Raw genomic sequence first — 24,238 nt, 5'->3', positions numbered from 1 at the left:
CACTGCGGGATGGGCCGACGCATAGCCCCGGTAGCCCCAATCACACCAAAAGAAACGGCGTCTTAGGCGGCGATGGCGTGGTCCTGGACGGCCGGCGGCGCGATGGCGAGCAGCACCAATCCCACACCGGTGGCGGTCAAGGGGAGACGGCCGCCCACGCGGTAGCGCACGGGACTGGCGTCGCGAGCCGACAGCCGCTCGACCAGGAGAGCCTCCGACCGGCCGCGTACGGCGAGCAGCACGTGCTGGCGGGTGACATGGAAGAGATCGTCCATGAACGGCATGGCCACGGCCCGCAATGTGTGCCCCGGGGAGCCGGGGAGGCGGTCTCCAGCAGGCGCAGGCCGACGACGATGCGACCGTCGGCGGGCTTCTGAGTCAAGGCTATTCGCGCGTTGCCGCGGGACGACAGCAAACGGTTCAGGTTCAACTTTCGATGAGCGGGCCCCGCATCTCACCGAACACCTTGCGCCCCTCTTGGTCGATTGTGAGCATGCGCAAACTGCACGGCGGACCGCAGCCCTAGGCTCAATCTGGCCCACCCCACCCTTACTCATGACGCACAAGCGGGAAGCCCGTAACGAACGATTCACGGCTGCTCAGCCGACCCTCCCGGAAGGACACGCCGCTTTCATGAGCAAGGCAGCAAGCCAGGGAAAACACGATCGGCGGAGGCGCATGTACCGTCGCTACCTCGCGTGGCGTGCACCGTTCCCACGATGGGCTCGGATCCTCAGCGACATCACCTTCGCCGTGATCGCGGCAGCCCTGACGTACGTCGCTGTAGGTAGCCTGTGCGGGATATTTTTCCTTCTTCTGCCTCTTCTCGGGTTTCTCGGACTCGCGCGAAGCAAGGAGCACGACGACGGTATCGACTGGAGTGACCACAGGATGGGTGGCCAGCCCAGAAATCCTGGCCCCAAGCTCTAGACGCCTCCACGGCCACCGGTCGCGCCAGGTGGCTCTCGGTACCCACGTAGGCCGAAGACTGCGTCATGCGTCCGCCGAGTGCCTGGGAAGGCCCAGAACAGCGCACGTCACCCGGACGACGCGTCCAGGGACGTCCTCGGGCCCGGGACCGAAAGCAGCATGTGGCTGATCGTGAGTCGCACCGCAACGTCCGCTGCCACGTCGCGTCGCTGTCAGGCAGCTCCCGGCACGACGTCCGCCAAGCAGGCGGTCAGGAGGCTGCGCGCAGAGGAGAACACCGGATCGGGCCGACTCGTCAGGCACGGTGGACGCGCACGCTTCTGGTGGGCCGCTGGTCGGTGGGATGAGGGCCGGCGGGGCCTCGGTTGCCGAGTGCATGGGCAGGGCACTGCTTCGATTGCGGGAAGCGGGGCTGAACGTCCCCTTCTGACGCCGTGTTCAGCGTCTGAGTTGATCGCGTTCGGTGATGCTTTCGGGGCGTCTGATGGTCTTGCCTACGTCGCAACGGCGGGCCGGATGCCGGTTCGTCGAGCCAAGTGGGCTTCCTGGGACTGGAGTTGAAGGCTTGAGCGCACGGGCCGGACCATTCAAGTGGGGGCGGATGTTCCTGAACCCACGGCGGACGCGGGCTGGGGTGAGCCGGGTGGGCTCGACCGACTTCTCCCAGGGCCGGCGGAGGTCGACCGCGGCCTCTCGGGTGAGGCGGAGCTGAGTGTGGGTGGCGATGACGATCCATGTCCATCGGTCCGCCGCCTCGGGAGTATGGAGCTTGGGACGCGTCCAGCCGAGCGTCTGCTTTTCACAGCGGAAGGTGTGTTCAAGATCAGCGTGCCGCGTCCAATGTTGGACCCGGGCATCCTCGCACCCGGGCCGACCCGAAACGGTGGCCGAGGTGCAGGAAGACGTCGTCGAGTTCACGGTCCCAGGCCGCGTCGGCAAGGTAGTCGATCACGCGGGGATGCTGCCCTCATCGCCGCGCAGACGTTCCATCGATCCGGCACATGCCTGTGGCTCCGGATGCATCCGGAGCCACAGGCATGGTGCTGTTGGCGGGTTACCAGCGATACCAGCGGCCCTTGCGACCACCTGCGTCAGCGGAGCGCATGACGAAGCCCAGCAGCCAGACGACGAGCACGATGACTGCGAGCCACCACAGTGCCTTGAGCGCGAAACCTGCGCCGAAGAGGAGCAGTGCCAGGAGAAGAACGACAAGCAGGGGAACCATAGTTATCAACCTCCGTCGCACCTTGTGCCCGGCTAATGCAAGAACATACGGTCGAATTCCCTGGTTTCTCCACCGTTCATGCGGGCATCGGTCTCAGTTTCTGCATGGTGTGCATCTCCCCGCCGGGCCGAGTTGTACCGGTGGCCGCCGGGACCGGCCTAGTACTCCACTGAGAAATCGGAGCCTGCGCTGAGGGGGGGGCACGCAACTGAACGTCGCCGTGCCCTTCTCGCTCGGTTCCCGGGGGGAGGTGGCCAGGCGGTGGCGGTGCACCAGCGGGGCGCGAGTGCGAACGGGGCGCCGCCCCGCGCGCCGCTCGGCACCCGTCCCGCGGGCGGGCTGTGGCTGATGGCCGGTTCGTAGACCGGGAAGAGCAGGTCGGAGGAGCCCGTGTTGCCCTGCCGCGCCTTGGCGTTCACCGTCCCGGAGAAGGTGGGTAGAGCTTTCAGGTCCTTGCACGTCTTCGCGCCCGGTTCGTTGTCGCCCAGGGGTGTAGGTGGCTCCGGCCGGCCAGCTCTTCGGGATGTGGTCTTTCGCCGTGATCGGCATCGCGGCCGCGCCGGTCGTGCCGGTGGCGGTGCGGTCGGTGGAGTAGTACTGGAAGCCGGGTACCATCCGGGCCCCTCAAGTCGGCCACTGCAGGCCCGCGGCGCCGATCTGTTGCCGGTCGACGAGCCGATGGCCGACGTCGACGTCCTGGCGTGCGCCAGGAGCTGATGGGCCTGCTTCTGGCATACCCTGCCGACACCGACACCGACACCGACACGGACACGGACACCGACAGCACAGCGGTGATGTCCTCGCACGGCACCAGCGAGCTCACCGACGCCTGCGATTACCTGCTCCTGCTCGATCGCCGCGCCGGCCTGCTGCCAGCCGGGCCAGCGGTCCCGGCTGATCCACCGGCCGCGCCGTGACGAGGGCCGGCGGCGCGACGGACGCAAGAACTTCGCCTGGACTGACTACCGCGACCTGCTCATCACCGCCCATCAGCAGCCAGGCGGCCCGATCGTGCTGGTCTGGGACGATTTGAACGTCCATCTCACCTACGGGATGCGGCAGTTCACCGCCCGGCACGACTGGCTGACCGTCTACCAGCTGCCTGCCCTCCTACGCATCCGGTCTCACCCCGGTCGAGGGCATCTGGTCGCTGCTGCAGCGGTGCGGCTGGCTGTCCCATACCCGCCTTCACCGCACCCGAGCACCTTATCCAGACCATCCGCCACGCCATGAGAAAGATCCAGTACCGCCCTCACCTCATCAACGGCTGCCTCGCTGGCCGTCCTCCATGCCGGCGATCTGAGGGGGTGCAAGCCCTTCAACGAAGATCGCTGAGTTTGCCGTCGGCCTCGCCTCCATCGACACCACCGGAGGTGACTCCATCGTCAACGGAAGCAGTGGGCTTCAGTGCGGAGGCGATGAGGAGTTCGGCGCGCTGGGGGACGGCGAGTACCGCGGATACGGGTCTCTGTGCTGACAACAGGCGGAGTAGAGGATAGGAGCCGGGCCGACAGATCCGCGCATCACATGGCCATACTCGGCACCGGCTGGCCGACTCGGAGAGCGCAACTGGTCACCGTACGTCGTTTTCAGGGCAATCCTTCAAATGCCCGGCAGTGATGACTACCGTCGACCTCATCGGTACCCGAGCCGTTCCTCTGCGGCACAGGGCAGAAGACAGAAAGGGGATGCAATGTCCCCGCCTGCGCGCGCCAACCCCTCCGGTGTCCCCGTGGAGCGGATGCGGCTGGGTGATCACGCGTTCGCCAGTTACGACGACGACGAGGCTCGCTGGGGCATCCTCATCGCCTTCGCGCACCGCGGGCTGGCCCGCGGCGAGAAGGTGGTCATGCTCGCCGACCCCGGCGTCCCGCGCGATGAGGTGTACGAGCGGCTGCACGCCCACAGCCCGACGGCCGAAGCGGCCCGCGCCCGGGGTCAGTTGGCGTTCAGCAGCATGCGCGAGCTGATCCTCCCCGACACCCGGTTCACTGCAAAACGTCAGATCAGCCGGCTGTGGGAGGAGACCGAACGGGCCCACGCGGAGGGCTACGCGGGTCTCAGGTCGGTGATCGACATGGCCTGGGTCCAGGACCTGGGACCTGACGTCGAGGCCGTCATGCACCGCGAGACCCACGCTGACGCGCTGTTCGCCGACCGCCGCTACGCCGAGATCTGCACCTACGACCGCCGGCGCTTCGCCCCGGAAGTCGTCGAGGCCATGCGGGTCGGCCACCCGGTCGCGTTGCTGGAACGGCTCGGCGCACTGGAGGCCGTGCACACGGTCAACGGGCTGCGGCTGGCTGGTGATGCCGACGTGGCCACCCGCACGCAGCTGCAGATCGAAGTGCGTGCCGCGCTCGCACAGAGTCAAGGAGCGTCCCGCCTCCTGCTGGACCTCACCCACCTGTGCTTTCTGGGTGTGGACTGTGCGGCGGCGCTGCTGCGCCTGCTGGCGGGGGACAAGGGGTGCGAGCGGATGGAGATCCGCTGCGGGCCCACTCCGGCGAAGGTGCTCCGCCTGCTCGGTGCGGGAACGATCGACCGGCTGGTCCTGTGCGAGGTAGCGGCATGACGATCAAGCCCCCCGCGCCCAGGGCGCCGCTGCTCGACACCCGGTTCATGGCTTGCGACCTGCCCAGACTGCGCCTGCGGATCACCGAGTGCGCCGAACGCAGCGGGCTGTGCGAGTCACGCAGGGACGACTTCGTCCTTGCCGTCCACGAGGTGCTGTCCAATGCGATCGAGCACGGTGGCGGAGAGGGCCGTCTGGTGGCATATAACGGTGACGGCATGCTGCACTGCCGTATCACCGACGACGGGCCCGGCTTCAGCGCGGACATCATCCCGCCGGAGCCGCCGGGGCTCGAGACGGGCGAGCGTGGCCGGGGCCTGTGGCTGACCCGGCACCTGACCGACCACCTCGACATCGGGCTCGGCACCGTGGGAGCCATCGTCACCCTCGCCATCACGCTGGGAGCCTGACACAGAACGGCTGGGGTAGGGCCCTTTCCGAGTGAGATCACCGGTCAGGCCGAAGGCCGCAGTCCTGCTGGTCGAGTTGGGGACAGGCGCGCTCGTGTTCTCTCGCGGTGCGAAAGGCCTGGTATCGGGTGAAGTCGCCGTTGCTGCTGACGGTGCGGAGGGTGAGGGCGGCCTCGGCCCCGGCGAGGCTCCGGCGGCTTCCGGTGATATCGAGCCGGTCCGCGATCAAATGGCGTGCTGCTAGCCTCGGCGACTCCGCCGGCGCTTGGCCATCCGGCCTCAAGGACCCGGTCGTAGTGGTTGTGGTCGGCGTTGTTGGCCAGGTAGCGGCAGGCTGTGTCCGCGACGGCGCGCTGACGACCGTGGGACGGCCTGCACGATTGCGGGTGATGCGGGTGATGCGGGTGATGCGGCGGCACGGCCTGCGAAGCGGGCTCCAGCATTTGAGCGTGGCCATGGCCACGGCCTGCTCGCCGACGCAGCGGACCTTGGCGTGAGTGGTGTGGTGACGGCCCTGCCACTGCTTGAGGTGGCGCCCCTTGAACGGGACTCGCACGTTCAGAGTCGCGCCCTGATACGCCTTGCCCGACCAACGCTTCAGGTCGGCTTCGGCGAGGGTGGCGATGATGCCGTGCTCCCGCCCGAACAGGAAGGCCGGTCGGCGGCAACGCGGTTGAGCGGCAGCACGGAGCCGTCGAGGATCACGTACCCCTTGCGCGGACCGTCACCATCACGTCGTCGGCCGTCGGCGCGAGCACGGTCAGGACGTCGTTCGCCTCGCGGACAGAGCGGGTACCCGGTGGCGACGCCGATACCGAACCCGGCCGCGAGCTGCGCGTACGAATCACCGCAGCGTAGGCGGGCCAGGGCGAGCAGAGCCTGACGACCCGCGGTCGGACGCTGCCACCGGGTTCCGATGTCCCGGCGCCGAGGTTCCAGTTCGCAGCTCAGGTGGCGCGGGTGCGCGGTGGACAGGTCGACGGCCGACGGCTGGACGAGCACACGGAGCTCCCGGAACGACGGTTGATCTTGATGAACAACTCATCCACCAGGAGCTTCGCCGTGCTGCCGAAGCGTACAACTCGCTTTCACCAACAGCAGGTCGGGAAGGCTCATTGTCGGCCCGCGCCGATAGTCGGCACCCTCGGGCGCTGCGTCGATCAGGTCCCGTAGATCAAGCGGGTGGCGAGATCAGCGTTGAACTCGCCGGCAGGGACGGTCGGTGCGGTGCCGCACTGTCCGTCGGAGTTGCCGGGGGTCTTCACCCAGAGCAGCATGTCGGCCCCGCCGCCAGTCTGCGGCGGAGTCCCGAGTTTGCGGCCGGCGGGGTTGCACCATTCGCCGTTGGATCCGTTGCCGTTGCGGCTGGTGTCGACGACGAACTGCGAGGCGCCTCCCAGGTCGGCCTTGACGGCGTTGGCGAAGGTGAGGGACGCGTTGGTGCTGTAGTAGTTGGAGACGTTGACGGAGAAGCCGCGCACGTTGGTGACGCCGGCCGCGGCCAGGCGGTCGGCCATGGTCGTCGCCGAGGTCCAGCCGGCGTTGCCGCCGTCCAGATAGGCCCAGGTGTTCGGGGCCTTCTGCTGGAACATCTGGGTCGCGTACCGCAGCATGTCCAGGCGCGCGTTGATCGCCGCGTCGGACATGCAGCTGAAGTCGCCCAGTGCGTCGGGTTCGATGACGACCACGGCAGGGCGATCGGCGACAGCCGCGGCGAACGTGGAGATCCAGGTCTTGTACTCGGCGACGCTGTCGGCGCCGCCTGATGACTCGCCGCCGCAGGCGTCCCGTCCGGGGAGGTTGTAGGCGACAAGGACGGGCAGCTGATCGTGGCTGTCGGCCTTTCCGACGTAGCTCGCGATAGTGTCACCGGTGGATCCGGTGCCGAACCAGCGGGCGATGGGCCGGGCGGCGATGTTGTCGCGGATGGCCGGAGTACGGGTGTCGGAGGGGTGGGTGGCCACCCATGCCGCGGGACTGGAGTCGGGGCTGACGTAGAAACCTCTGGTCAGCGTCGTTGGATCGGCGGCGGTCGCGGTCGCGGCCGTGGCCAGGGACCAGGCCAGCAGCACGGGCGCGCCGGTCAGCAGAGCGGCGAGACGGTGTCGCATGCGCATGAGACAGCTCTTTCCTGCGGGGGAGTGGGCTGCCGCCGGGCCCGGCTCGGCACCCGCCCCCGATCGTCCACGGGGCCGGGTGCGGGTGTGCGAGGGTTGTGATGAACGGTTGAGGCCGGGTGCTCCAGCTCGTACGCGGTTCTGCTCGGCGGCCTGCCGGGCCAGGCGGTGGCGCCGGGATCTGCGGTTGCGCAAGCGGGTGGCGGCCGAGCTCGGCGGCGTCGGCCGGGCCGAGTGCCCGGAGTGTGGGGCCACATGGGTGGCCGGGGTGGGCCGTCGTTCGAACGCGGTCTACTGCTCGCGGCGGTGTGTGACGAGGGCCTGGCGGGCCCGGAAGGAATCGTTCGACGAACGGTCACAGTGACCGCAACGCGAACGCATCCGAATCCCAACTTCGGTCACATCCCGGTCAATTGCGGTCGTTCTTTGTGATCAAAGGATTTTCGGTCTGACTCTCAGGTTTCAGAGGCGGGCCGGGTCTTGTCACGGCCAACTGCCGTGCCCGGCCTGCGGGTTGGTGGTGAAGCCATGCCCGAAGAGATAAAAGCGGCCGTCGAGACGACCGAGGACAAGGTCGGCAGCGTCAGCGCGAACCGCTATGCGGAGATCGTGGCTGAGCTGCGGGAACTGGTGAAGACGGCCAGCGGCATGCTGTTCACGGTCGGCGACTACGCGCTGGAGATCGAGCCGATGCGGGGGCACGGCGGTGCGGTGCCGGCCGGCGGCCTGTTCACGGTGAAGGAATCGCTGTTCCGTCTGGCCGAGGACATCGGCATGTCCTAGTACACGGTGAAACAGGCCCGGCAAACCGCGTCGAAGTGGCCCAAGGACCGCCGGGTCGCGGAGGTCTCCTTCGCCGTCCACAACATCCTCGCGTCCATCGCCGACGAGGAAGAGCGGTTTGCGACGATCCTCACGCCACCGCCGGGCAGGGCCCGCTGGACCCCGGACGAGGCAAACCGCCGCACGGGCCGCCAGGTCGTCAAGCCGGTCACGCCGCAACAGAAGGTCAGCGCCATCCACGGGTAGGCGCCGTCGCAGCTGGTGCAGCCGAAGGCCTGCGCGATGTGCAGCCGGCGTCAGGGCTGCGTGCCGTCGTATGACGGCGTGATCGACTGAGTTCGGAGTGTGGCTCTGGCGGGAGTGCCGTCACGGGGCGGTGAAAGCGAGCACCGTGTTGTGGCCTCCGAAGCCCAGGGAGTGGCTGAGGGCGAGGTGGACGGGGTGGGGGCGGGGGGATTGTGTGACGAGGTCGATGGCGGTGGTGGTGGCGTCGGGCGCGGTGAAGTTGGCGGTGGGGGGCGTGGTGGCGTGGGCGATGGTCAGGACGGTGAGGGCGGCCTCGATGGCGCCGGCGGCTCCCATGGCGTGGCCCAGGGCGCCTTTGGCGGAGGTGACGGAGGGCGGCCGGCCGGGGTAGAGGTCGCGGATCACGGTGGCTTCCACGCTGTCGTTGAGCGGGGTGCTGGTGCCGTGGGCGTTGATGTGGTCGACGTCGTCGTGGGTGGCGCCCGCCTGGTCGAGGGCGGTGCGGGTCGCCGCCCGCAGACCCGCCCCCTCAGGGTGAGGGGCCGTTGGGTGGTGGGCGTCGCTCGTGGCGCCGTGGCCGGCGAGGCGGGCCAGTGTGCGGGCGGCGCGGGCGTCGGCATGGCGTCGGCGTTCGAGGACGAGAATGCCGGATCCCTCGCCGAGTACGAAACCGTCGCGGTCCTTGTCGAAGGGGCGGGAGGCACGGGAAGGGTCGTGGCTGCGCTTCGACAGCGCGCCCATTTTGGCGAAGGCGGCGGCGCACAGGGGGGTGACCATGGCGTCGGTGCCGCCGGCGAGGGCGATGTCGCAAGCCCCGGTTTGCAGGAGCAGGCAGGCGGTGATGACGGAGGTGGCCCCGGAGGCGCAGGCCGTGGAGGTCTGCAGGGAAGGGCCGGTGATCCCGAGGTCCAGGGCGAGTTGGCCGGCCGTCATGTTGGGGAGGAAGGCCGGCATGGTGAGGGGGGACAGGGCGGTGGGCCCGGTGGTGAGGAACTTGTGGTGCTGGGCTTCGAGGGTGTCGATGCCGCCGGCCGCGGTGCCGATGACCACCGCCACGCGGGCGGGATCCCAGTCGGCCGGTTCCAGGCCGGCGGAGTCGAGGGCCTCCCGTGCGGCGGTCAGCAGGAACCGGGTGCCGCGGTCGAAGCGCCACAGACGGCCCCGGCCTGCAGGGAGGTCCGGAACTCGGCAGGACATCGTCACCGGCAGGTCGCTCAGCACGGGGTCGGTGCGCGCGGTGGACCGGGCGGCGCACACCGTCTCCCACGTGTCCTGCACGCCGATGCCGCCGGGCGTGACGAGGCCGATGCCGGTCACGGCCACCTCGTCGATCACTGTGCGGCCTGGTGTCCCGGGGCGGGTGCGCCCGCGTCCAGCAGCGCGGTCACCGCGCGGGCCACGTCGGCGACGGTGAGCTCGCCGGAGGCGGCGGAGTCGTCGAGCGGGATCTGCCACTGCTCCTGGAGGGTGACATAGAGCTCCACCACGGCGAGGGAGTCCAGTTCCAGGGTGTCGAGAGTGGCGTCCGGGGCGATGCGGTCGGGGTCCACCTCGAACTTGTCGCTGAGGAGGGTCACGAGGTGGTCGTAGACGTGGTCCACGGGTGGCTCCTTGAGAGGTCAGGGGTGCACACGGGGGTGGTGTCGAGATCAGTGGGCGGTGCTTCGGTGGCCGGGACGGCAGCGGGCCAGTGCAGGGCGACAGAGGCCCAGGTCAGGCCGCCGCCGAAGGCGGTCAGCAGGGAGCGCTCGCCGGGCGGGACGGCTTGGTGGACGGCCGGGTCGGCCAGGACGAGGGGGATGGAGGCGGCCGCGGTGTTGCCGAGGTCGCGGATGTTGCCGAACCGGTGGGCGGGCGCGATGCCCAGACGGTCCGCGACGGAGTCCAGGATGCGCTGGTTGGCCTGGTGCCCGACGAAGGCACGTACCGTGTCAGGGACCCAACCCGCCTGTTGGAGAGCCGAGTTGGCGGACTGCGTCATATGGCGTACGGCGTGGGCGTAGACCGTGCGGCCCTGCATGTGGAAGTGGCGCGCGGCCGGGTCGGCTGGGGGCAGGTGCTGGGGGTGGCGGGAGCCGCCGTGGGGGACGGTGATGAGGTCGCTGCCGCTGCCGTCGGCGCCGAGGTCGGCGGCGATCAGAGCCCCGGGTTCGTCGGGCGTGCCAGGGCGCAACAGGACCGCTCCAGCGCCGTCGCCGAAGATCGGCGCGGTCTCGCGGTCGGTGGGGTCGACGATGGTGGTGTAGGTGTCGGCTCCGATCACCAGGACGGTGGTGCGGGCGCCGCTGCGAATGAGCGCGTCCGCCGTGGCCAGGGCGTACAGGAAGCCCGAGCAGACCGCGGAGAGGTCGAAGGCGGGGACGGTGCCCAGGCCCAGTCTGTGGGCGACGGAGGGGGCGGTGGCGGGGCAGGGGTGGTCGGGTGTGGTGGTGGCGAGCAGCAGCATGTCGGGGCGTAGATCCCCGGCGGAGGCGAGCGCGGCCCGTCCGGCACCGGCCGCGAGGTCGCCGGTGCTGGTGCCGGGCTCGGCGTGGCGGCGGCGGGCGATGCCGGTGCGGTCGCGGATCCAGGTGTCGTCGGTGTGCAGGGCGCCGCGCACGACGATCGTGTCGTTGTCGACGACGTGTGGCGGCAGGCAGGCGCCGATTCCCGCGATTACCGCGGTGGAACTGCCGGTGGGCACAGAGGTGTTCATGTAGTGGCGAAGGGGGAGGCGGGCTTGGGGTGGCCGGCCAGGCCGCCGTCGGGTACGGCGAGTCCGCCGTCGACGACGAGTGCGTGTCCGGTGACGAACGACGCGGCCGGGGAGGCGAGGAAGAGGGTGGCGCCGACGACCTCGTCCGCGTCTGCCCAGCGGCCCATGGGGACGTGGCTGGTGAGCCAGTCGGACAGCGGGCCCGTCTCGCTGGCGAAGGCGGTCATGTCGGTGCGGGTCCAGCCGGGGCACAGGGCGTTGACGCGGATGCCCTGGCGGGCCCAGCCGACCGCGAGGCTTCGGGTGAGGGAGAGCTGAGCGGCCTTGGTGGCGGCGTACGCCTCCATCATGGGGGTGCCGACGAGCCCGGCGACGGAGGACATCAGGATCAGGCTGGCGCGGCCGGAGTCGGCCAGGTGCGGGTGGGCGGCCCGGCACAGGGCGGCGGTGGCGTTGAGGTTGACGGTGACGACGGCGTCCCAGTCCTGCTGGCGGGCGTGCTGGAGTGGCGCCAGCCGGGGACTGCCGTCCTCGGTTGTGGGCAGGGTGCCCGCGTTGTGGACGACGACGTCCAGGCCGCCGAGTGCGGCGGCTGCCCGGTCGACCAGGTCGGCCGCCGTGCCCGGTAGGGCGAGGTCCCCGTCGAGGGCGACCGCCTCGCGGCCCCGTTTCTCCACAGCCTTGCGGGTGTGGTCGAGGGCGGGCAGGGTGCGGGCGGTGACTGCCAGTTCGCAGCCCGCGTCGGCCAGAGCCTCGGCGACGGCTTTGCCGATGCCACGGGACGCGCCGGTCACCAGCGCGCGGGCGCCGTCCAGGCGGAACAGGTCCAGGGCGTTCATCGGAGCACTCCTTCAGACGCGGGACGTACGGCGGTCTGTGTCGAGGTGAGGGCGTGCGCTCCGCTCCAGGTGAGGAGGGCGCTGCCCCAGGTCATGCCGGCGCCGAAGACGGCCAGCAGCACGCGGTCGCCGGGCCGTAGCCGGTCTCCGGTGGCGGCGCGGGCGAGGGCGTAGGGTGCGCTGGCGGCGCCGATGTTGCCGACCTCGTCGCCGACGACCACCAGGCGGTCGGGGGGGATGCCGAGGTCGGCGCCGATGCGCCGGAGCAGGACGGGATTGGGCTGGTGGGCGACGACGCAGTCGATGTCCTCGATGCCCAGCCCGCCGCGGTCGAGGGCGTCGGTGATCAGGCGGGGGAAGGTGTCGATGATGAACCGGCCGATGGTGCGGCCGTCCATGTGGATGCGGTGGCCGTTGTCGGTGAGGCTGGCCGTGCTGGCCGGGCGGCGGCTACCGCCTGCCGGGATCAGGACGCGGTCGGCGAGGGTGCCGTCGGAGCCGAGGCTGAACTGTGTGAAGCCCTGGCCGTCCGGTACCGGCCCCAGGATGGCGGCGGCTGCCCCGTCGGCGAACAGGACCGCGGTCCCCCGATCGGTCGGGTCGAGGAACTTCGAGTACGCCTCGACGCCCACCACGGCCGCGTACCGGATCTCGTCGCTGCCGCGCAGCCAGTCGTGCGCCACCTTGGCCGCGAACAGCCAGCCGGAGCAGGCGGCGGCGACGTCGAGGGCGACCGCGTTGGTGGCGCCCACCGCCGTCTGGATGCGGCATGCGGTTGACGGCCCCAGTTCGTCGGGGGTGGAGGTGCCGCAGATCAGCAGACCGATGTCGGCCACGTCGATGCCGGCGGCGTCGGCCGCCGCCCGGACGGCGTGCGCCGCCAAGTCCGAGGCGGCCTCCTCGGGGCCGGCCACGTGGCGTTTGAGGACTCCGGTGCGTTCGCTGATCCATTCGGCCGTCACGCCGGCGCCGCGCGCCACTTCGTCGTTGGTGCGCACGGTGGGCGGCAGGTGAGTGCCCATGCCGAGGATCCCGATAGGACGCTCGCCCGTCATGCCGTGCCTCCTCGGGTCCAGGCGCCCTCGGCTGCAAGCGCGGGGTCGCAGGCCGTCGGCGCGATGTCGTCGGGGTGGGCGAACGCCTCGGTCAGCAGGGGCAGGTGGGGAAGGATCTCGTCGCAGAGTTCGTCGGCGGCATCGGACAGCGCCTGGATGTCCGCCGGGCGCAGTGTTTCGAGGGCGAGCAAAGGGCCCGACCAGCGGCGGGCCGCCGTGACGCCGTGCAGGGCCGCCAACGCACGTAGAGCGTCGGCTAGTTCGCGGTCCCGGATCCCGGCGAGGGTGCGGGTGACATCCTCAGCGACGAGGGCGTTGGCGTAGATCTCGCCGAGGAGACCGGCGTCCTCCAGCAGCGGGTTCCACCGCTCGAAAGGGCTGCCCAGGTCTCCGGCGCGCGATTGCTCGACGAGGTGCCGGGTCAGGTCGTGCTGGTGGCGTCGTGCGACCGCCGGCCACCAGTACGCGGACGTGGGCGGTGTGCCGGCCGCAGGCGGCGTGGGGTCTGTCGCCTGCCCGGTTGTTCCGGCTTCGGCGAGGGCGCGTCCGATGTCGTAGAAGATGAGCTGGTTGTCCCCGCCGGCCGCGTCGAAGGCGTGGTGGAAGCCGTGGTAGGCGGCCAGCCGGTTGGCGTCCAGGTGTCCGGAGAAGCCGCAGCGGCGCTGGCATTCGGCACTGACGCGGGCGGCCAGCCGTACCGCCGCGGCCTTGTACGCGGCCAGCGGCTGATGGACGGCCGTCCACGGGCTGAAGCCCATCTCCGCACCGCTTTGGTCCCCGGAGGCCGTCCGGGATTCCTCCCACAGGACGCGCGCGCCGTGAGCGGCGCAGGTCAGGGCGAACGCGTCGGCCAGGGCGCCCAGCACGGCGCGCTGCTGGGTCCGGTACGTCAGCAGCGGCACGCCAGGGGCCAGTTTCCCCCGGGTACTGCGGGCTTGTGCGTAGGTGACGGCCTGTACGGCGGACTGGCGGCTGGTGGCGGCCGCCACCGCGGGCATCGTCGCCCACAGCCCCTGGCCCACGCGCAGGGTGCGCTGCAGGCGCCGCTCCACCGACCCGGCCGGGTCGTGGAAGGCCCCGTCGGGCGCGATGGAGGCGCCGTCGGCCAGCCAGTGCGCGTGCGGAAGCCGGACCTGGTGAAAGCGCACCTGTACGTAGTCCAGGGGCAGAGCGCCCAGGCCGATGGGCGAGGAGACCTCGACGCCCGGCAGCAGCCCTGCGTCGTCGGTGAGGTCGGCCACGAACGCGAAGACCCCGCGGTCGGTGCCGTCGGTGAACAGCCGTGCGAGCACCACCGCCGTCTGCGGTATGTCCAGGGTGCCGGCGCTGCCGAACTTGGCGGCCTGCACATCCGGGGTGTGCAGGGTGAACTCGCCGGTCTCCGGGTCGAGTTCGGCCCGGGTCCGGGTGGCGAGGTGGCTGTTGGCCGAGCCCGCCTCGGTGATCAGGTAGACGCCCTTGGCCCGGCCGGACCGCAGGGCCTTGATGCGGCCCGTCACCTCGTCGGCTCCGTCGCCGAGCTGGATGATGGATCCCAGGCAGAGCAGGTGGTGGACGAGCGCCGCCAGGCACAGGGAAGGGTCGGTGGCCGCCACCCAGGCGTGGGCGGCGGCCAGCCGTGCCGGGTCCTCGAAGAGGTCGTGCGGCAAGGTGTCGCCCAACAGGCCCAGGCGGTGCAGCAGTTGTCTGCCTCCGCTGTCGTCCGGGAGGCCGGTGGTGAGGGCCTGGTGCAGTTCGGAGAGGAAGACGGGGTCGCAGGTGCCGTGGACGAGTCGCTGTATCTCGTCGCGGGTGGCGGTCGGCAGGGGCTCAAGGGGCATCGCTGGTCCTCCAGGACCGGAAGGCGGTTTCACCAGGGGAAGTTGAGTTCGGCCAGTGGGGCGTGGACGGGCGGGGCGGCAGGGCTTGTGGCAAGGATCCGGCGGGCGCTCCGGGCCAGGGCGTCGCCCGTACCCGCCTCGAAGAAGACGTCCGGCCGGTGCAGGGCCGCCTGGTGCAGCACGGTGGGCACCCCGGCAGGCCGCACCAGGCAGTCCGCCAGGCGCTGGGGCAGATCGTCGTCGGGGCGGTAGCGGCGTCCGGCCACGGCCGAGTAGACGGGCACGCGCGCTTGGGCCAGGGGGTAGGCGCGGACCGACCTGGCGAACACCTCGGACTGGTCGGTCAGCGCCGGATGGTGGGAGGAGAACGGCAGCCGCAGCCGCACGGCACTCACTCCCTCATCACCGGCCACCTTCTCGATCCGGGCCAGCGCCTGCACGGGGCCCGCAACCACCACGGACTGGTCGTCGTTGACCACCGCCACCACCGTGTCCGGCGCCCCGGCCCCCTCCAGCAACCGACGGGCCGACTGCTCCGAGCAGCCGAGCAGACTCAGCCCGCCGGGACAGGAGGCCAGCACGACGGCGAGGTCGTGGGCTATCCGTGCGCCGTCCGGGATGGTGAGGGCTTTGGCGGCGGTCAGCGCGGCAATCTCTCCGAAACTCACTCCCACGATCGCCGACGGCACTCCGTAGGACGCGCACAGAGCGTGGTGTACCGCCACCGAGGCGCCGAACAGGGCCAGTTGAGCAGTGCCCGTGGCCGCCTGCGCCAACTCCCGCCCGCTGGGCGGCTGCTGCCCCAGCAGCCACGGCCCCAGGGGCCGCAGGCCGCGCTCGACCGCCACCTCGTCGGTCTGCTCGAAGACCTCACGGACGGCCGCGCCCATGCTGCTGGCCCGGGTGGCACGAATCAGGGGTCCGACGGAAAAGTCTCCCTGCCCCGGGAACAGATGAACCGTCCGCCGCCAGGAAGGCGAAGGCTCTGGTGTACGCGGCGACTTGGTGCGCATCTCGTCCTTCCGTTCGGACAGGTCAGTGGTGCATAAGGGGCGTACGGCCGATCCGGATGCGCCTGCGGTGCGCACTGTGTGCCGCTCCGAGCAGGGCCGCACTCTGAGCCTGCCTGAGCGATAGTGCTTCCACCGCCTATGCGGGAGGCAAGCGTGTTGAACACATGCGGACGTTGAACGCCAGTACTCACAAACGGATGCGTGGGACAAGGAGAGAGGTGTGCGATCGTCCCGTACGCCGAACCAGGCCCTGCGACTCCTCCTGGCCGAGGCCGGATGGAGTGGGGCACAACTCGCCCGCAAGGTCAACGCACTTGGTGCCGAGCGGGGCGCCGCGCTGCACTACGACCGCACCACGGTCGCCCACTGGCTGGCCGGCAGCCGTCCCCGCCCCCCGGTGCCCGATCTCGTTGCGGAATCCCTCTCCCGACGTCTCGGCAGACCGGTCCTGCTACAGGACACTGGACTGCTCGACACCAGGCAGCCGGGACACGGCGCCGGGACGCCGCCCGGTGAAGGGAGCGCCGTGGAACACCTCGACCGGATCCTGCGTGACACCGACCGCCGCAGTCTCGCCCTGGTCGGCGCCTATTCGCTGGCGGCACTGGCGATTCCGTCCGGTGCGGCGAGTTCTGGAGAAGGCGGGGCCGTAGTGTCCGTTCCACCGGCGTCCGTCGGTGCGGCGCATGTCGCCTCCGCCCGCGAACTGCTCACCGTCTTCTCCCGCAGCGACATCGTCTTCGGAGCTGGATCGGTGCGCGAACCCTTGCGCCAATACCTGTCCACCACCCTGTTGCCCTGGCTCAGAAGCGACATGAAACCCGCCGTCCGGCGGGACCTGTTCACGGTCGCCGCACAGCTCACCTACCTCTGCGCATTCGCCCACTTCGACATGAACCGCCACGCCGCGGCGCAGCGCTTCTATCTCACGAGCCTCGAACTCGCCCGCGACGCCGGCGACACCATCGGCCAGGCGGTCGCTCTGCGCGGACTCAGCGTGCAGGCCCAAGAGCTGGGCCACCTCACGCAGGCGGATCAGCTCGCCGAACACGCCGTACAGACCGGAGCACGTCACGCACCGCCCCATCAACAAGCTTTCCTCCTTGGCCAGTTGGCCGTCACCCAGGCGGTCCTCGGCGACCACCGCCACACCCGCCACCTCCTGGCAGCCGAGCGGCGCCTGGAGAAGTCGGCCGACGGCACCTCCGCCGTCGGCGCCTTCCACGCCGGTTCACTCGCGCTCCAGCGGGCGGCCGTGGCCAAGAGCCAGGGAGAGCACCGTACGGCCGCCCGGGCCCTCGCTCTCTCACTGCGCCACCGACCCGCCGACGAGCGCCGCTCCCGGGCCCTCGGACTCGCCGAACTGGCCGAGACCCAGCTGGCATCCGGCCACCTGGAACAGGCATGCCACACCTGGCACGAGTTCCTCGACATCCTTCCGGAAATCCGCAGCGCCCGCGCCGACGACCGCCTGCGCACCCTGACCGCAGCCCTTCGCCCGAACGCCACGAACCCCGCTGCCGCCACGCTCCTCGCACGAGCACGCCAGACGCGCCCACGCAGGGGTCCATCGGAGTGACAACCACGGGCACTAGGAGGAGTAGAGCCGCGCGGACGTGTTGGATGTCGTTGCCCCTCCTGCGCTCCCTCGACCCCCCCACCAGGAAGATGAACCGAAGCGTCCTCGCGGAAGTACTCCACTCCACCACCCTCCACGTCGCCCCCGGCAGCCTGACCGTGCCCACCTCCTGGCGGCACCCCACGCGCGGCCTGGTCGACTGCCCGGCCCACCGCCTGCTCACCGCACACGCCCGGCAGTCCGGTCTCACCGCCGACCCCCGCTCCTTACCGAACGAAGATCTCCGAGACGACCTCACCACAGCGCCGACGACCGTCTTCACCGTCTCCTACGAACGCCCCGAAGGCGGACACCGCGGCCTCGCCCTTGCCGCCCCCAGCGACGACACCACCGCACTCTCCTTCGCCCGCCGTCAGATCGAGTCCTGGCGAGCGGTCCTGCGCACCCGGCGCGTGCTCTACGTGACCGCGCCAGACGACGTCGTCCCGAGTCCGTCCAGCGCCTCGGTACCGGCACAGACTCTCCGAGACCCCGGCAGCCGGTGGCGCATCTGCGGCTGCCCCGCCAGCGTCAGGTGCCCCTCCGCCGAGAACGCCGAACGCGCACTGCACCGGTTCCTGGAGCGAGGGGACGACGTGGTCGTCGTAGGCACACCCGCCGCTGGATCCGGCGCCTGGGCGGGCCGGTTCGTTCACGGAAACCCCAGAACCGTCAGCACTCCGCAACAGGCCGAGGCCCTCTCTGTCACCAACCCCGACCGCCTCGCGTTCGTCGTCGCTCCCGGTGCCGTCGTTTCCGAGGCGGCGGACATCCTCAACGTGCTGCGCCGTCGCCATCCGCGCCTGCGGGGCCAGCACCCACATGAGTGGTGCTACACCATGGACGACCTGCACACGGCGGTCGGGGCAGCACTCGCCCAGTCCGACAGGCTTCTGGTCGTCGGCCGCGACACCACCCCCGTAACCCGAACGGCGATCGCCCAGGTGACCCGCATCCCCCTACCGGTCCGCGCCGTGACGACACTGGACCGCCTGCGCCCGGACGACATCGACGCGTCGACGATCACAGTCGTGGACGCCACACCTGACGGGCGGGACCTCAGGGAGCTGAGCCAAGTCCTGAACGGCCTGGGCCCCACAAGCCACGTCCGGCGGCAGGCACACTCCTCCATGGAAACGCCACAGCCCGCCTTTCGCCCGCTCCCTGGTCGCGGAGTTCGGCGGTGATCCTGGGGACGCCATAGGTGCCGTCCGACTCGCGGTGCACGGCTCGTATCCGGGCGGCGAGGCGGGTATCAGCCGCCTGCCGGGCGACCCGGTCCGCGGCCGTCCGACGCCAGTAGTAGAAGCTGGAGCGGGCGATGCCCAGGATGGTGCACGGCCGCTTCACGCCGTAGCGGCGGTGGTGGTCGGCAACGAACTGGGGGCGGTTCACCAGCGCGTCTCCCCGGCGCAATACTGCGCCGCCTTGCGCAGGATTTCGCGTTCCTCCTCCAGCTCACGGACCTTGTGACGCAGAGCGGCGTTCTCCGCCTCCAGCGGTGTCGGTGGCTCGGTCGGCAGCTCTGCCCGGCGTCCTCGCGGCCGGCTCACGCCGGCTGCCCGCACCCAGTTCCGCAAGGTGTCGGGGTTGATTCCCAGATCGGCAGCGACCTGCCGGATCGTCGCATCGGGCCGCGACTGGTACAGCGCGACCGCGTCCGCCTTGAACTGCGGCGGAGAGTTCTTCATGACCACGAGATGTCCGTTCTCAGATCCTCAGGATCAAGTGTCTCGTGTGTCCAAGATCAGGGATCAAGGCCCACTGACCGGATCACCCGCGGCGCTGCGCTCACCCACCGGTGACGGGGCAGCTCGTGCTGAGTCGTATGCCGACAGCGGCGCATAGCTCCTGGCCGGGCCGGTCGTCTCGTGCGGCAAGACCGGCTGCGAGGCTTGTGCTCTTGCCGATTGGCGCAGTGTGTCGAGGCCGGCCGGCTGCAGGAGTTCGGACAGATCGGGTGTGTCGGCGTTCAGCGGCAGTACATAGGTGTCCATCTGCTCGGCATCGGCAGAGGTGGCGTGGGCGCTCTCCAGCGGTCCGGTCAGCGAGATGAGCGGTGCCGAAATCAGCACGGCCATCGAATGTCTCTGGGCCCGCCATGGGCGTCTCGTCATTGATCCGCCTGTATGAGATACACGCCATGCGGCGTGGGTCCCCGCACACGTATCAATCACCGAGCTGCACAGGCGGCACGGGCAAAGCTTCTGCCTCTGCTCGACGCAGTCCCGCCAATTCGGGGTCGGCGGGGACGTCCCCGCCGCAAGCCACGGCGCCTGTATGCCGACCGGGGCTATGACTTCGACAAGTACCGCCGCCTGCTGTGGAAGCGCGGCATCAAGCCGTTGATTGCGCGACGCGGCGTCACCCATGGTTCCGGACTGGGCAAGGTGCGCTGGGTGGTCGAGCGCGCCTTCGCCTGGCTGCACCAGTTCAAACGGCTCCCCACCCGCTACGAGCGACGCGCCGATCTCCACCAGGGACTGCTCGAACTGGCCTGCAGCCTCATATGCCTGCGCCGCCTGCGAACCTCATCCTGAAAACGATCAGTCAGCCGCGTTGGAAGCCGTCGACGGCCATGTAGATGTTGAAGGCGAAGAGCGAGAGGCCGACGAGGAGGAACGCCAGACAGAAGAGGGTGCGGAACACCTTGCGGATCCACGAGTACGCGGCGAACGCTTCGACAAAGGGCCTGTCCGGGTGGTAGGCGACCCGTCTGGTCGGGGCGTTGCCCGGGACGGAGGCGGTCCGGACGGTGCCGTGCAGGTCGGTGTAGGCATAGCTCCTGGGGCCGCGGTACACCGCTTCGACGGTGATGCCGTACCGGGGCAGGTACCACTCGTAGTACGGCGTCCTCATCGCGTAGAGACCGAGCACGGCGATTGCCAGGGTCACGGGGTTGAGGATCAGGAAGAGGAACGCGCGGAACCCCGACCCCACGATCGCCATCGCCACGGCCACCCCGACGGTCACAAGGCCGACGCCCCACGCGCAGATCTTGAGCTTGCGCCAGTACGCCTCGTCCTCGGACTCCGTCGGCGTGCCTTCGGTGACGAGGGCCGCGCCGTCGGCCTCCCGCTCTTCGGGCAGGCGCGCGGTGACCGCGTCGGCGAACACCGCGGCCGCCGCCGCGCTCACACCCCGTACCCGGAACACGGTCGGGGTTGTACCAGCCGGGGCGGTGAGCTCCACGGCGAGGGCACGGCCCTCCGCGCAGACCTGGCGAACGGCCTGGAGCGGGATCCGCTTCTCCTTGCGCCACCGGCGCAGGGCGAGGGCGTCTCCGTCGGCCTGGAGGGTGGTTCCGCCGGAGCCGCGGAGGACGGGTATGGGCGAGGTGGCGATGGACATGAGCGTTGATCGTAAAGGGGGAAGGTCCGGGGAGCCAGGGTGTCTCGCGGACCTGCGAAGTCCTACGGCATCAGGACTCCAATCAGGAACAGCTCGACCGCCTCGCTAACTCATTCTGAAACGATCAGTTAGTGAGCCCGCCGAGGTGCCGTCACACATCAAGTCAACCGGCACACCCCGGTCCTCGTTCACAACAGCAACGGATGTGGCGTCGCTCGTAACGAGAAGGGCCAGTTCACATCTGGAGAAAACGCGGATGCGGCCCGTGGGCGTCAGACGTACTTGAGCTATAAGAATGCTCTGGGGGCTGGGTGCGACTTCGAAGTCACGCTTCCGAGTGGACTTCGGCCTGACGCCGTCGACTGGAAGAATCGAGTTGTGCGTGAGTTGAAGTCGGACGCGAAGAGCAGCCAGGCGACGGGGCGCCGACAGTTGAAGCAGTACGTCGCTGAGTTGGAAGAAATGACCGGACAGAGTTGGACTGGCCATCTCGATACGTATAAGAGGTTCGGCTGATGGTTAAAACGATCCTCGTAGAGGCTCTTAATGAGGTCTTCAAGCCGCTGGGGTTTCGAAAAAAGTCGACAAACTGGTACAGGGTGTCTGGCGATCTCTACTGTGTAGTTAGCGTCCAAGATTCCAGTTGGGACGAGTCGTGCTATGTAAATATCGGATTCGCCCCAGCGGCCAAGGTCAAGGCGAGTTGGCTCCCCGAATCAAAATGTCTCGTCAGGTTCAGAGCGGACACAATCACCTCTATTTCCCGTGAGGGGCTCGACCTCCTATCTGGGGAAGTAGCGGAGGCGGGTGGAGAGGGTGGTCTTCGTGTTGCCCTCGTCGAAAAGGTCGCATCTCCGGTGGCGCGGGCGGTCAACTCGATTGATAACATCCAGGGTTTGACGTCCCTGCTGCGGACGAGCATTAGCGATCAGGTGTTTATCCATCGTGAAATCAGAGATGAATTGCTCGCAGAGGGATAGTGCAACGCTCTTGGCGTGGGTCAGGGGATTGCTGTGGCGAACTTCGACCGCCTGAGATGTCGTCTTTGATAAGGTTCATCCGCTATGACGGCAGTTGATGACGGCGACGGCGGCCCTGGTACCCTCCGCCGTCGCCGTGGGTATGTCAGGGACTGCCGAGCGCGGTACTGAGAGTGTCGATGGCTTCGCATCCGAGGCGGAGTCGGACGCGAGCGTAGACGGTGGCAGTTGTCGCCACCGGCGAAGACGACCGCGATGTCGGTATGCCGGTCATCCCACAGGTGACGCCAGAACTCGAACCCGGTGCGGCTCATCCACTGGGCCTCGTCGCAGACCAGCACCCGGAACTGCTCGGCGAGGACGTTCTTCAGGAGCGCGTCGAACTCGATCGGACGCTTGGGCGGCTCACCAGGCAGGCGCAGAGCCTTGAACAGTCCGTGGCGGATGTCGCGCGGGGTGGGACCGGAGCGCAGTTCCAGGCGGTAGGTGATGTCGGGTGCCAAAGCCCGCAGCGCGGAGTTCACGGCCATGGTCTTGCCGTATCCGGCCGGCCCATAGGCGCACATCATCGCCTTGGCCTCGATGACCGCCTCGATGTTGTCCCGGGTGGTCAGCAACGCCTCGGTCCCCACCAGGTGCGCTGCCTCCAGGCCGAGGAAGTGGTCCTCGCGCTCGTCAGGCAGGCGTCCGTAAGCCAGGTCAGTCCTCATCGCGCCGTCCGTCCTGCTGCTTGGGATCCACCAGCTGCACCCAGTGCTCCGGTGCCGGGCCGTGGGGAATCAGACCTGGCCGGGCCAACTGGTGCCTGTCCCGTCGCGCCCCGCCCTCCAGTTCTCCGGCTGCTTCATCGCGGACCGGGGTACGGCTGCGTTCGGCCGGGCCGGCCACGGTCTGGGCCTTGAACCGCTCCCAGCGCAGTCTCTCGGCAGCTTTGAGATCAGCCCGCAGGCGGCGGCCCGATGCCGTGCGGGCGGCTCTGAGCGCACGGACCTGCTCCACCATGGCGGCCTCGGCCAGGTACGCGCTGCCCAGGTGCGTGCCGTCGGCGGCGAAGATCTCGATGACGTCGTCGTGGTGAGGCAAGTGCCGGATGGAGACGCGCGTGCCGGTCCGGCCGACCATCCAGTCGGCGATGTAGTCGCGGCGGTGCCACCTGATGCCGTGGCTGGTGATGGTCCGCTCCCGTCCGCTTTCGAGTGAGAAGTGAGCCAGATGCTCGGGCGGAGCCTCAGCCAGCGGGGCAGCATCGGCCATCCACGCTTCCAGCGGGGTCCTGCCGTCCAGGCCGGCAGGCCGGTGCTGACTGTTCCACCAGTTCACCCAGTCCAGCAGCCCGGCCACGAAGGCCACGAAGGTGAGAGCGGGCGCATGCGGGTCAGCGCTCTTGCCTCCGGTGAGTTTCTGCCGGTGCAGGTAGCGGGGCAGGAGGACGAAGTGCATCTCCTCGGCTGCATCGTTGAGCGCCTCGACGGTGCCTTTCAGATGCGGCGTGTACGGGGGCAGATCCACTACTGCGACGGCGAAGCCACCCATGGCGGCAGTCACGGTGCGGCACAGGAATTCCTTGCCCCGGTCGACCCGGATGGCGCCAGGGAGCCCTCCGGCCGGACCGTAGGGCTCACGCCGGTCGATCGCGCACCGCAAACGACGCCAGCACCGCGTCCCGGCTGGGCGCATGAGGAGTGACCGCAACACCGACAACCACTCTGGTCGCACAGTCGATGAACCACGTCACCCAGGGACAGACCAGCTCCCCTTCGACATCGACCTCAACGGGAACCCGCTTGTGGTCGTCTTCCCAGACAGCGTTGCGGTGGGCGGGCGGCCGTGTAGCGAAGACGTCGTGCGCCCGCCGAGCTGCTTCACCCTGGCGCAGCCCGGCCCGCTCACCCGCCGTCAGGTCCCGGCGGATCGCCCGGTGCAGGGTCGCCAACGACGGCACCGGCCCGCTGGCAGGATCCAAACGAGCCCGCTCGACCAACTCGGCGTGAACGCGGGAAGCGTTGCCGCTCCACAGGGCCAGCAGCGTGCGCACTTCCGGTGTCACCGTGAACCGCGCCGCAGAAACGCGGCCGTACCGGCCCTCCTCTCGCGCGGCGGACAGCCACCGCCACACCGTCCGCTCGGAACGCCCCAACGCCTGTGCCACCAGACGGACATGGGCAGACGTCAGCTCATCGCGGTCATCGAGGTCGATCAGGCGCTGTACCGCGGCGGTCCGCCCTACCTCGGCCGGCGCCCTTCCCACGCGCTGCCGTGCACCTGATCCGTTGTCGGCCATGGATTCAGTACTCTCACACCGTCGGCAGAGTTCTGACGGGCTCCGGCATCGCGATGACAGTAGACAGACGCATCTGCTAGCGGTGCCCGCAGAAGAATGATCAAGAATCCTCAGCCCGGGACCCAAACCTGATGCTGTGTCAGTATTTAGTGACGAGACGTCAACTCGCCTTGGCCACACCCTAGTTGCTGCGCCTTTCGGAGTTCGCGGAGCGGGCTCCGTCACCGGATCGCGGAGCGATCCGGCTTCCGGGCCACGGAGTGGTCCGGTCCGGCGGCGGAGCCGCCGGGGAGGCGGGCG

At 69.4% G+C, this 24,238-nt stretch carries 21 protein-coding genes and 7 pseudogenes; 11 read left to right on the top strand and 17 right to left on the bottom strand.

Annotated features, from left to right (window positions below; all coding sequences use genetic code 11):
• Positions 1-65 precede the first annotated feature (65 nt).
• The 3 genes and pseudogenes from DI272_RS43955 to DI272_RS43945 form a co-directional block, all read right to left on the bottom strand.
• Positions 66-367: pseudogene (locus tag DI272_RS43955) on the bottom strand (IclR family transcriptional regulator); the annotation flags it as partial.
• Positions 368-1,368: 1,001 nt separating this feature from the next.
• Positions 1,369-1,764, bottom strand: a pseudogene (locus DI272_RS45910) (transposase); the annotation flags it as partial.
• A 220-nt stretch (positions 1,765-1,984) separates the two neighbouring features.
• Positions 1,985-2,155 (bottom strand): hypothetical protein, encoded by a 171-nt coding sequence (locus DI272_RS43945; RefSeq protein WP_037706792.1) that lies wholly within the window; start codon positions 2,153-2,155, stop codon positions 1,985-1,987.
• A 701-nt stretch (positions 2,156-2,856) separates the two neighbouring features.
• On the opposite strand from DI272_RS43945, the gene DI272_RS43940 reads away from it, so the two are divergent.
• From DI272_RS43940 to DI272_RS43925, 4 genes and pseudogenes are all read left to right on the top strand, one after another.
• Positions 2,857-3,072 carry a hypothetical protein gene (locus tag DI272_RS43940; protein ID WP_146238450.1) on the top strand — a complete coding sequence of 72 codons (216 nt, stop codon included), beginning with the start codon at positions 2,857-2,859 and terminating at the stop codon, positions 3,070-3,072.
• A pseudogene (locus DI272_RS45905) lies at positions 2,990-3,432 on the top strand (transposase); the annotation flags it as partial. The gene DI272_RS43940 and the pseudogene DI272_RS45905, both read left to right, overlap by 83 nt.
• A 416-nt stretch (positions 3,433-3,848) precedes the next feature.
• The gene (locus tag DI272_RS43930; protein WP_109501464.1) at positions 3,849-4,730 is read left to right on the top strand and encodes an MEDS domain-containing protein; all 882 of its coding nucleotides are present in this window, start codon (positions 3,849-3,851) and stop codon (positions 4,728-4,730) included.
• The gene (locus tag DI272_RS43925; RefSeq protein WP_109501463.1) at positions 4,727-5,140 is read left to right on the top strand and encodes an ATP-binding protein; all 414 of its coding nucleotides are present in this window, start codon (positions 4,727-4,729) and stop codon (positions 5,138-5,140) included. Before DI272_RS43930 ends, DI272_RS43925 begins: the two co-directional genes overlap by 4 nt.
• A 382-nt stretch (positions 5,141-5,522) precedes the next feature.
• Here DI272_RS43925 and DI272_RS43920 read toward each other — a convergent pair.
• Positions 5,523-6,142: pseudogene (locus DI272_RS43920) on the bottom strand (transposase family protein); the annotation flags it as partial.
• A gap of 158 nt (positions 6,143-6,300) precedes the next feature.
• The gene (locus DI272_RS43915; protein WP_375138129.1) at positions 6,301-7,251 is read right to left on the bottom strand and encodes a glycoside hydrolase family 6 protein; all 951 of its coding nucleotides are present in this window, start codon (positions 7,249-7,251) and stop codon (positions 6,301-6,303) included.
• A 534-nt stretch (positions 7,252-7,785) separates the two neighbouring features.
• Here DI272_RS43915 and DI272_RS45895 point away from each other — a divergent pair.
• Both DI272_RS45895 and DI272_RS45890 read left to right on the top strand, forming a co-directional pair.
• Positions 7,786-8,040 carry a hypothetical protein gene (locus DI272_RS45895; protein ID WP_258314953.1) on the top strand — a complete coding sequence of 85 codons (255 nt, stop codon included), beginning with the start codon at positions 7,786-7,788 and terminating at the stop codon, positions 8,038-8,040.
• A gap of 6 nt (positions 8,041-8,046) precedes the next feature.
• Positions 8,047-8,286: a DUF6192 family protein gene (locus DI272_RS45890; protein WP_258314952.1), complete on the top strand. Its 240-nt coding sequence runs from the start codon at positions 8,047-8,049 to the stop codon at positions 8,284-8,286.
• Positions 8,287-8,406: 120 nt separating this feature from the next.
• On the opposite strand, the gene DI272_RS43900 is transcribed toward DI272_RS45890, so the two are convergent.
• The 7 genes from DI272_RS43900 to DI272_RS43870 are packed head-to-tail and all read right to left on the bottom strand — an operon-like array spanning position 8,407 to position 15,585.
• On the bottom strand, positions 8,407-9,621 hold the full coding sequence (locus tag DI272_RS43900; RefSeq protein ID WP_109501460.1) for a beta-ketoacyl synthase: 1,215 nt from the start codon (positions 9,619-9,621) through the stop codon (positions 8,407-8,409).
• On the bottom strand, positions 9,618-9,887 hold the full coding sequence (locus DI272_RS43895) for an acyl carrier protein (RefSeq protein WP_109501459.1): 270 nt from the start codon (positions 9,885-9,887) through the stop codon (positions 9,618-9,620). Before DI272_RS43895 ends, DI272_RS43900 begins: the two co-directional genes overlap by 4 nt.
• Positions 9,860-10,981, bottom strand: a complete 1,122-nt coding sequence (locus tag DI272_RS43890; protein WP_109501458.1) for a beta-ketoacyl-ACP synthase 3 — start codon at positions 10,979-10,981, stop codon at positions 9,860-9,862. The genes DI272_RS43895 and DI272_RS43890 overlap by 28 nt, the downstream gene beginning before the upstream one ends.
• Complete coding sequence (locus DI272_RS43885; protein ID WP_109501457.1) at positions 10,978-11,820, bottom strand: SDR family NAD(P)-dependent oxidoreductase; 843 nt, start codon at positions 11,818-11,820, stop codon at positions 10,978-10,980. Before DI272_RS43885 ends, DI272_RS43890 begins: the two co-directional genes overlap by 4 nt.
• The gene (locus DI272_RS43880) at positions 11,817-12,875 is read right to left on the bottom strand and encodes a 3-oxoacyl-ACP synthase III family protein (RefSeq protein WP_109501456.1); all 1,059 of its coding nucleotides are present in this window, start codon (positions 12,873-12,875) and stop codon (positions 11,817-11,819) included. Before DI272_RS43880 ends, DI272_RS43885 begins: the two co-directional genes overlap by 4 nt.
• Entirely contained in the window at positions 12,872-14,695 is a 1,824-nt protein-coding gene (locus tag DI272_RS43875) for an acyl-CoA dehydrogenase (protein WP_109501455.1), read from the bottom strand. The genes DI272_RS43880 and DI272_RS43875 overlap by 4 nt, the downstream gene beginning before the upstream one ends.
• Before the next feature lie 29 nt (positions 14,696-14,724).
• Positions 14,725-15,585, bottom strand: coding sequence for an acyltransferase domain-containing protein (locus DI272_RS43870; RefSeq protein WP_258314951.1), 861 nt, complete (start codon positions 15,583-15,585; stop codon positions 14,725-14,727).
• Positions 15,586-15,928: 343 nt separating this feature from the next.
• Here DI272_RS43870 and DI272_RS43865 point away from each other — a divergent pair, with 343 nt between their 5' ends.
• A complete protein-coding gene (locus DI272_RS43865; protein ID WP_109501453.1) occupies positions 15,929-17,287 on the top strand; it encodes a hypothetical protein in 1,359 nt (452 codons plus the stop codon).
• A 44-nt stretch (positions 17,288-17,331) separates the two neighbouring features.
• Positions 17,332-18,513: a 4-hydroxy-3-methylbut-2-enyl diphosphate reductase gene (locus DI272_RS45885; RefSeq protein WP_258314950.1), complete on the top strand. Its 1,182-nt coding sequence runs from the start codon at positions 17,332-17,334 to the stop codon at positions 18,511-18,513.
• A 204-nt stretch (positions 18,514-18,717) separates the two neighbouring features.
• Here the strand turns inward: DI272_RS45885 and DI272_RS43850 are convergent, their stop codons facing one another.
• Both DI272_RS43850 and DI272_RS44850 read right to left on the bottom strand, forming a co-directional pair.
• On the bottom strand, positions 18,718-19,017 hold the full coding sequence (locus DI272_RS43850; protein WP_146238449.1) for a transposase: 300 nt from the start codon (positions 19,015-19,017) through the stop codon (positions 18,718-18,720).
• 63 nt (positions 19,018-19,080) lie between these two features.
• Complete coding sequence (locus DI272_RS44850) at positions 19,081-19,407, bottom strand: hypothetical protein (RefSeq protein ID WP_181387598.1); 327 nt, start codon at positions 19,405-19,407, stop codon at positions 19,081-19,083.
• A 120-nt stretch (positions 19,408-19,527) separates the two neighbouring features.
• Here DI272_RS44850 and DI272_RS43845 point away from each other — a divergent pair.
• A pseudogene (locus tag DI272_RS43845) lies at positions 19,528-19,866 on the top strand (transposase); the annotation flags it as partial.
• Positions 19,867-19,876: 10 nt separating this feature from the next.
• Here DI272_RS43845 and DI272_RS43840 read toward each other — a convergent pair.
• Positions 19,877-20,677, bottom strand: coding sequence for a hypothetical protein (locus DI272_RS43840; RefSeq protein ID WP_109501449.1), 801 nt, complete (start codon positions 20,675-20,677; stop codon positions 19,877-19,879).
• A gap of 264 nt (positions 20,678-20,941) precedes the next feature.
• On the opposite strand from DI272_RS43840, the pseudogene DI272_RS46375 reads away from it, so the two are divergent.
• A pseudogene (locus DI272_RS46375) lies at positions 20,942-21,193 on the top strand (hypothetical protein); the annotation flags it as partial.
• Positions 21,193-21,657, top strand: a complete 465-nt coding sequence (locus tag DI272_RS43830) for a DUF4304 domain-containing protein (RefSeq protein ID WP_109501447.1) — start codon at positions 21,193-21,195, stop codon at positions 21,655-21,657. The pseudogene DI272_RS46375 and the gene DI272_RS43830, both read left to right, overlap by 1 nt.
• Before the next feature lie 20 nt (positions 21,658-21,677).
• Here DI272_RS43830 and DI272_RS43825 read toward each other — a convergent pair whose 3' ends face one another.
• Together DI272_RS43825 and DI272_RS46370 are read right to left on the bottom strand one after the other, a co-directional pair.
• A complete protein-coding gene (locus DI272_RS43825) occupies positions 21,678-22,367 on the bottom strand; it encodes an ATP-binding protein (RefSeq protein ID WP_109501446.1) in 690 nt (229 codons plus the stop codon).
• Positions 22,357-23,938, bottom strand: a pseudogene (locus DI272_RS46370) (Mu transposase C-terminal domain-containing protein). The gene DI272_RS43825 and the pseudogene DI272_RS46370 overlap by 11 nt, the downstream one beginning before the upstream one ends.
• Between the last annotated feature and the right edge of the window lie 300 nt (positions 23,939-24,238).

The sequence above is a fragment of the Streptomyces sp. Act143 genome (genome assembly GCF_003143935.1).
Classification (GTDB): Bacteria; Actinomycetota; Actinomycetes; order Streptomycetales; family Streptomycetaceae; genus Streptomyces.
The sequence above is the reverse complement of the archived record's forward strand: the minus strand, read 5'-3'. Positions and strand labels throughout refer to the sequence as shown.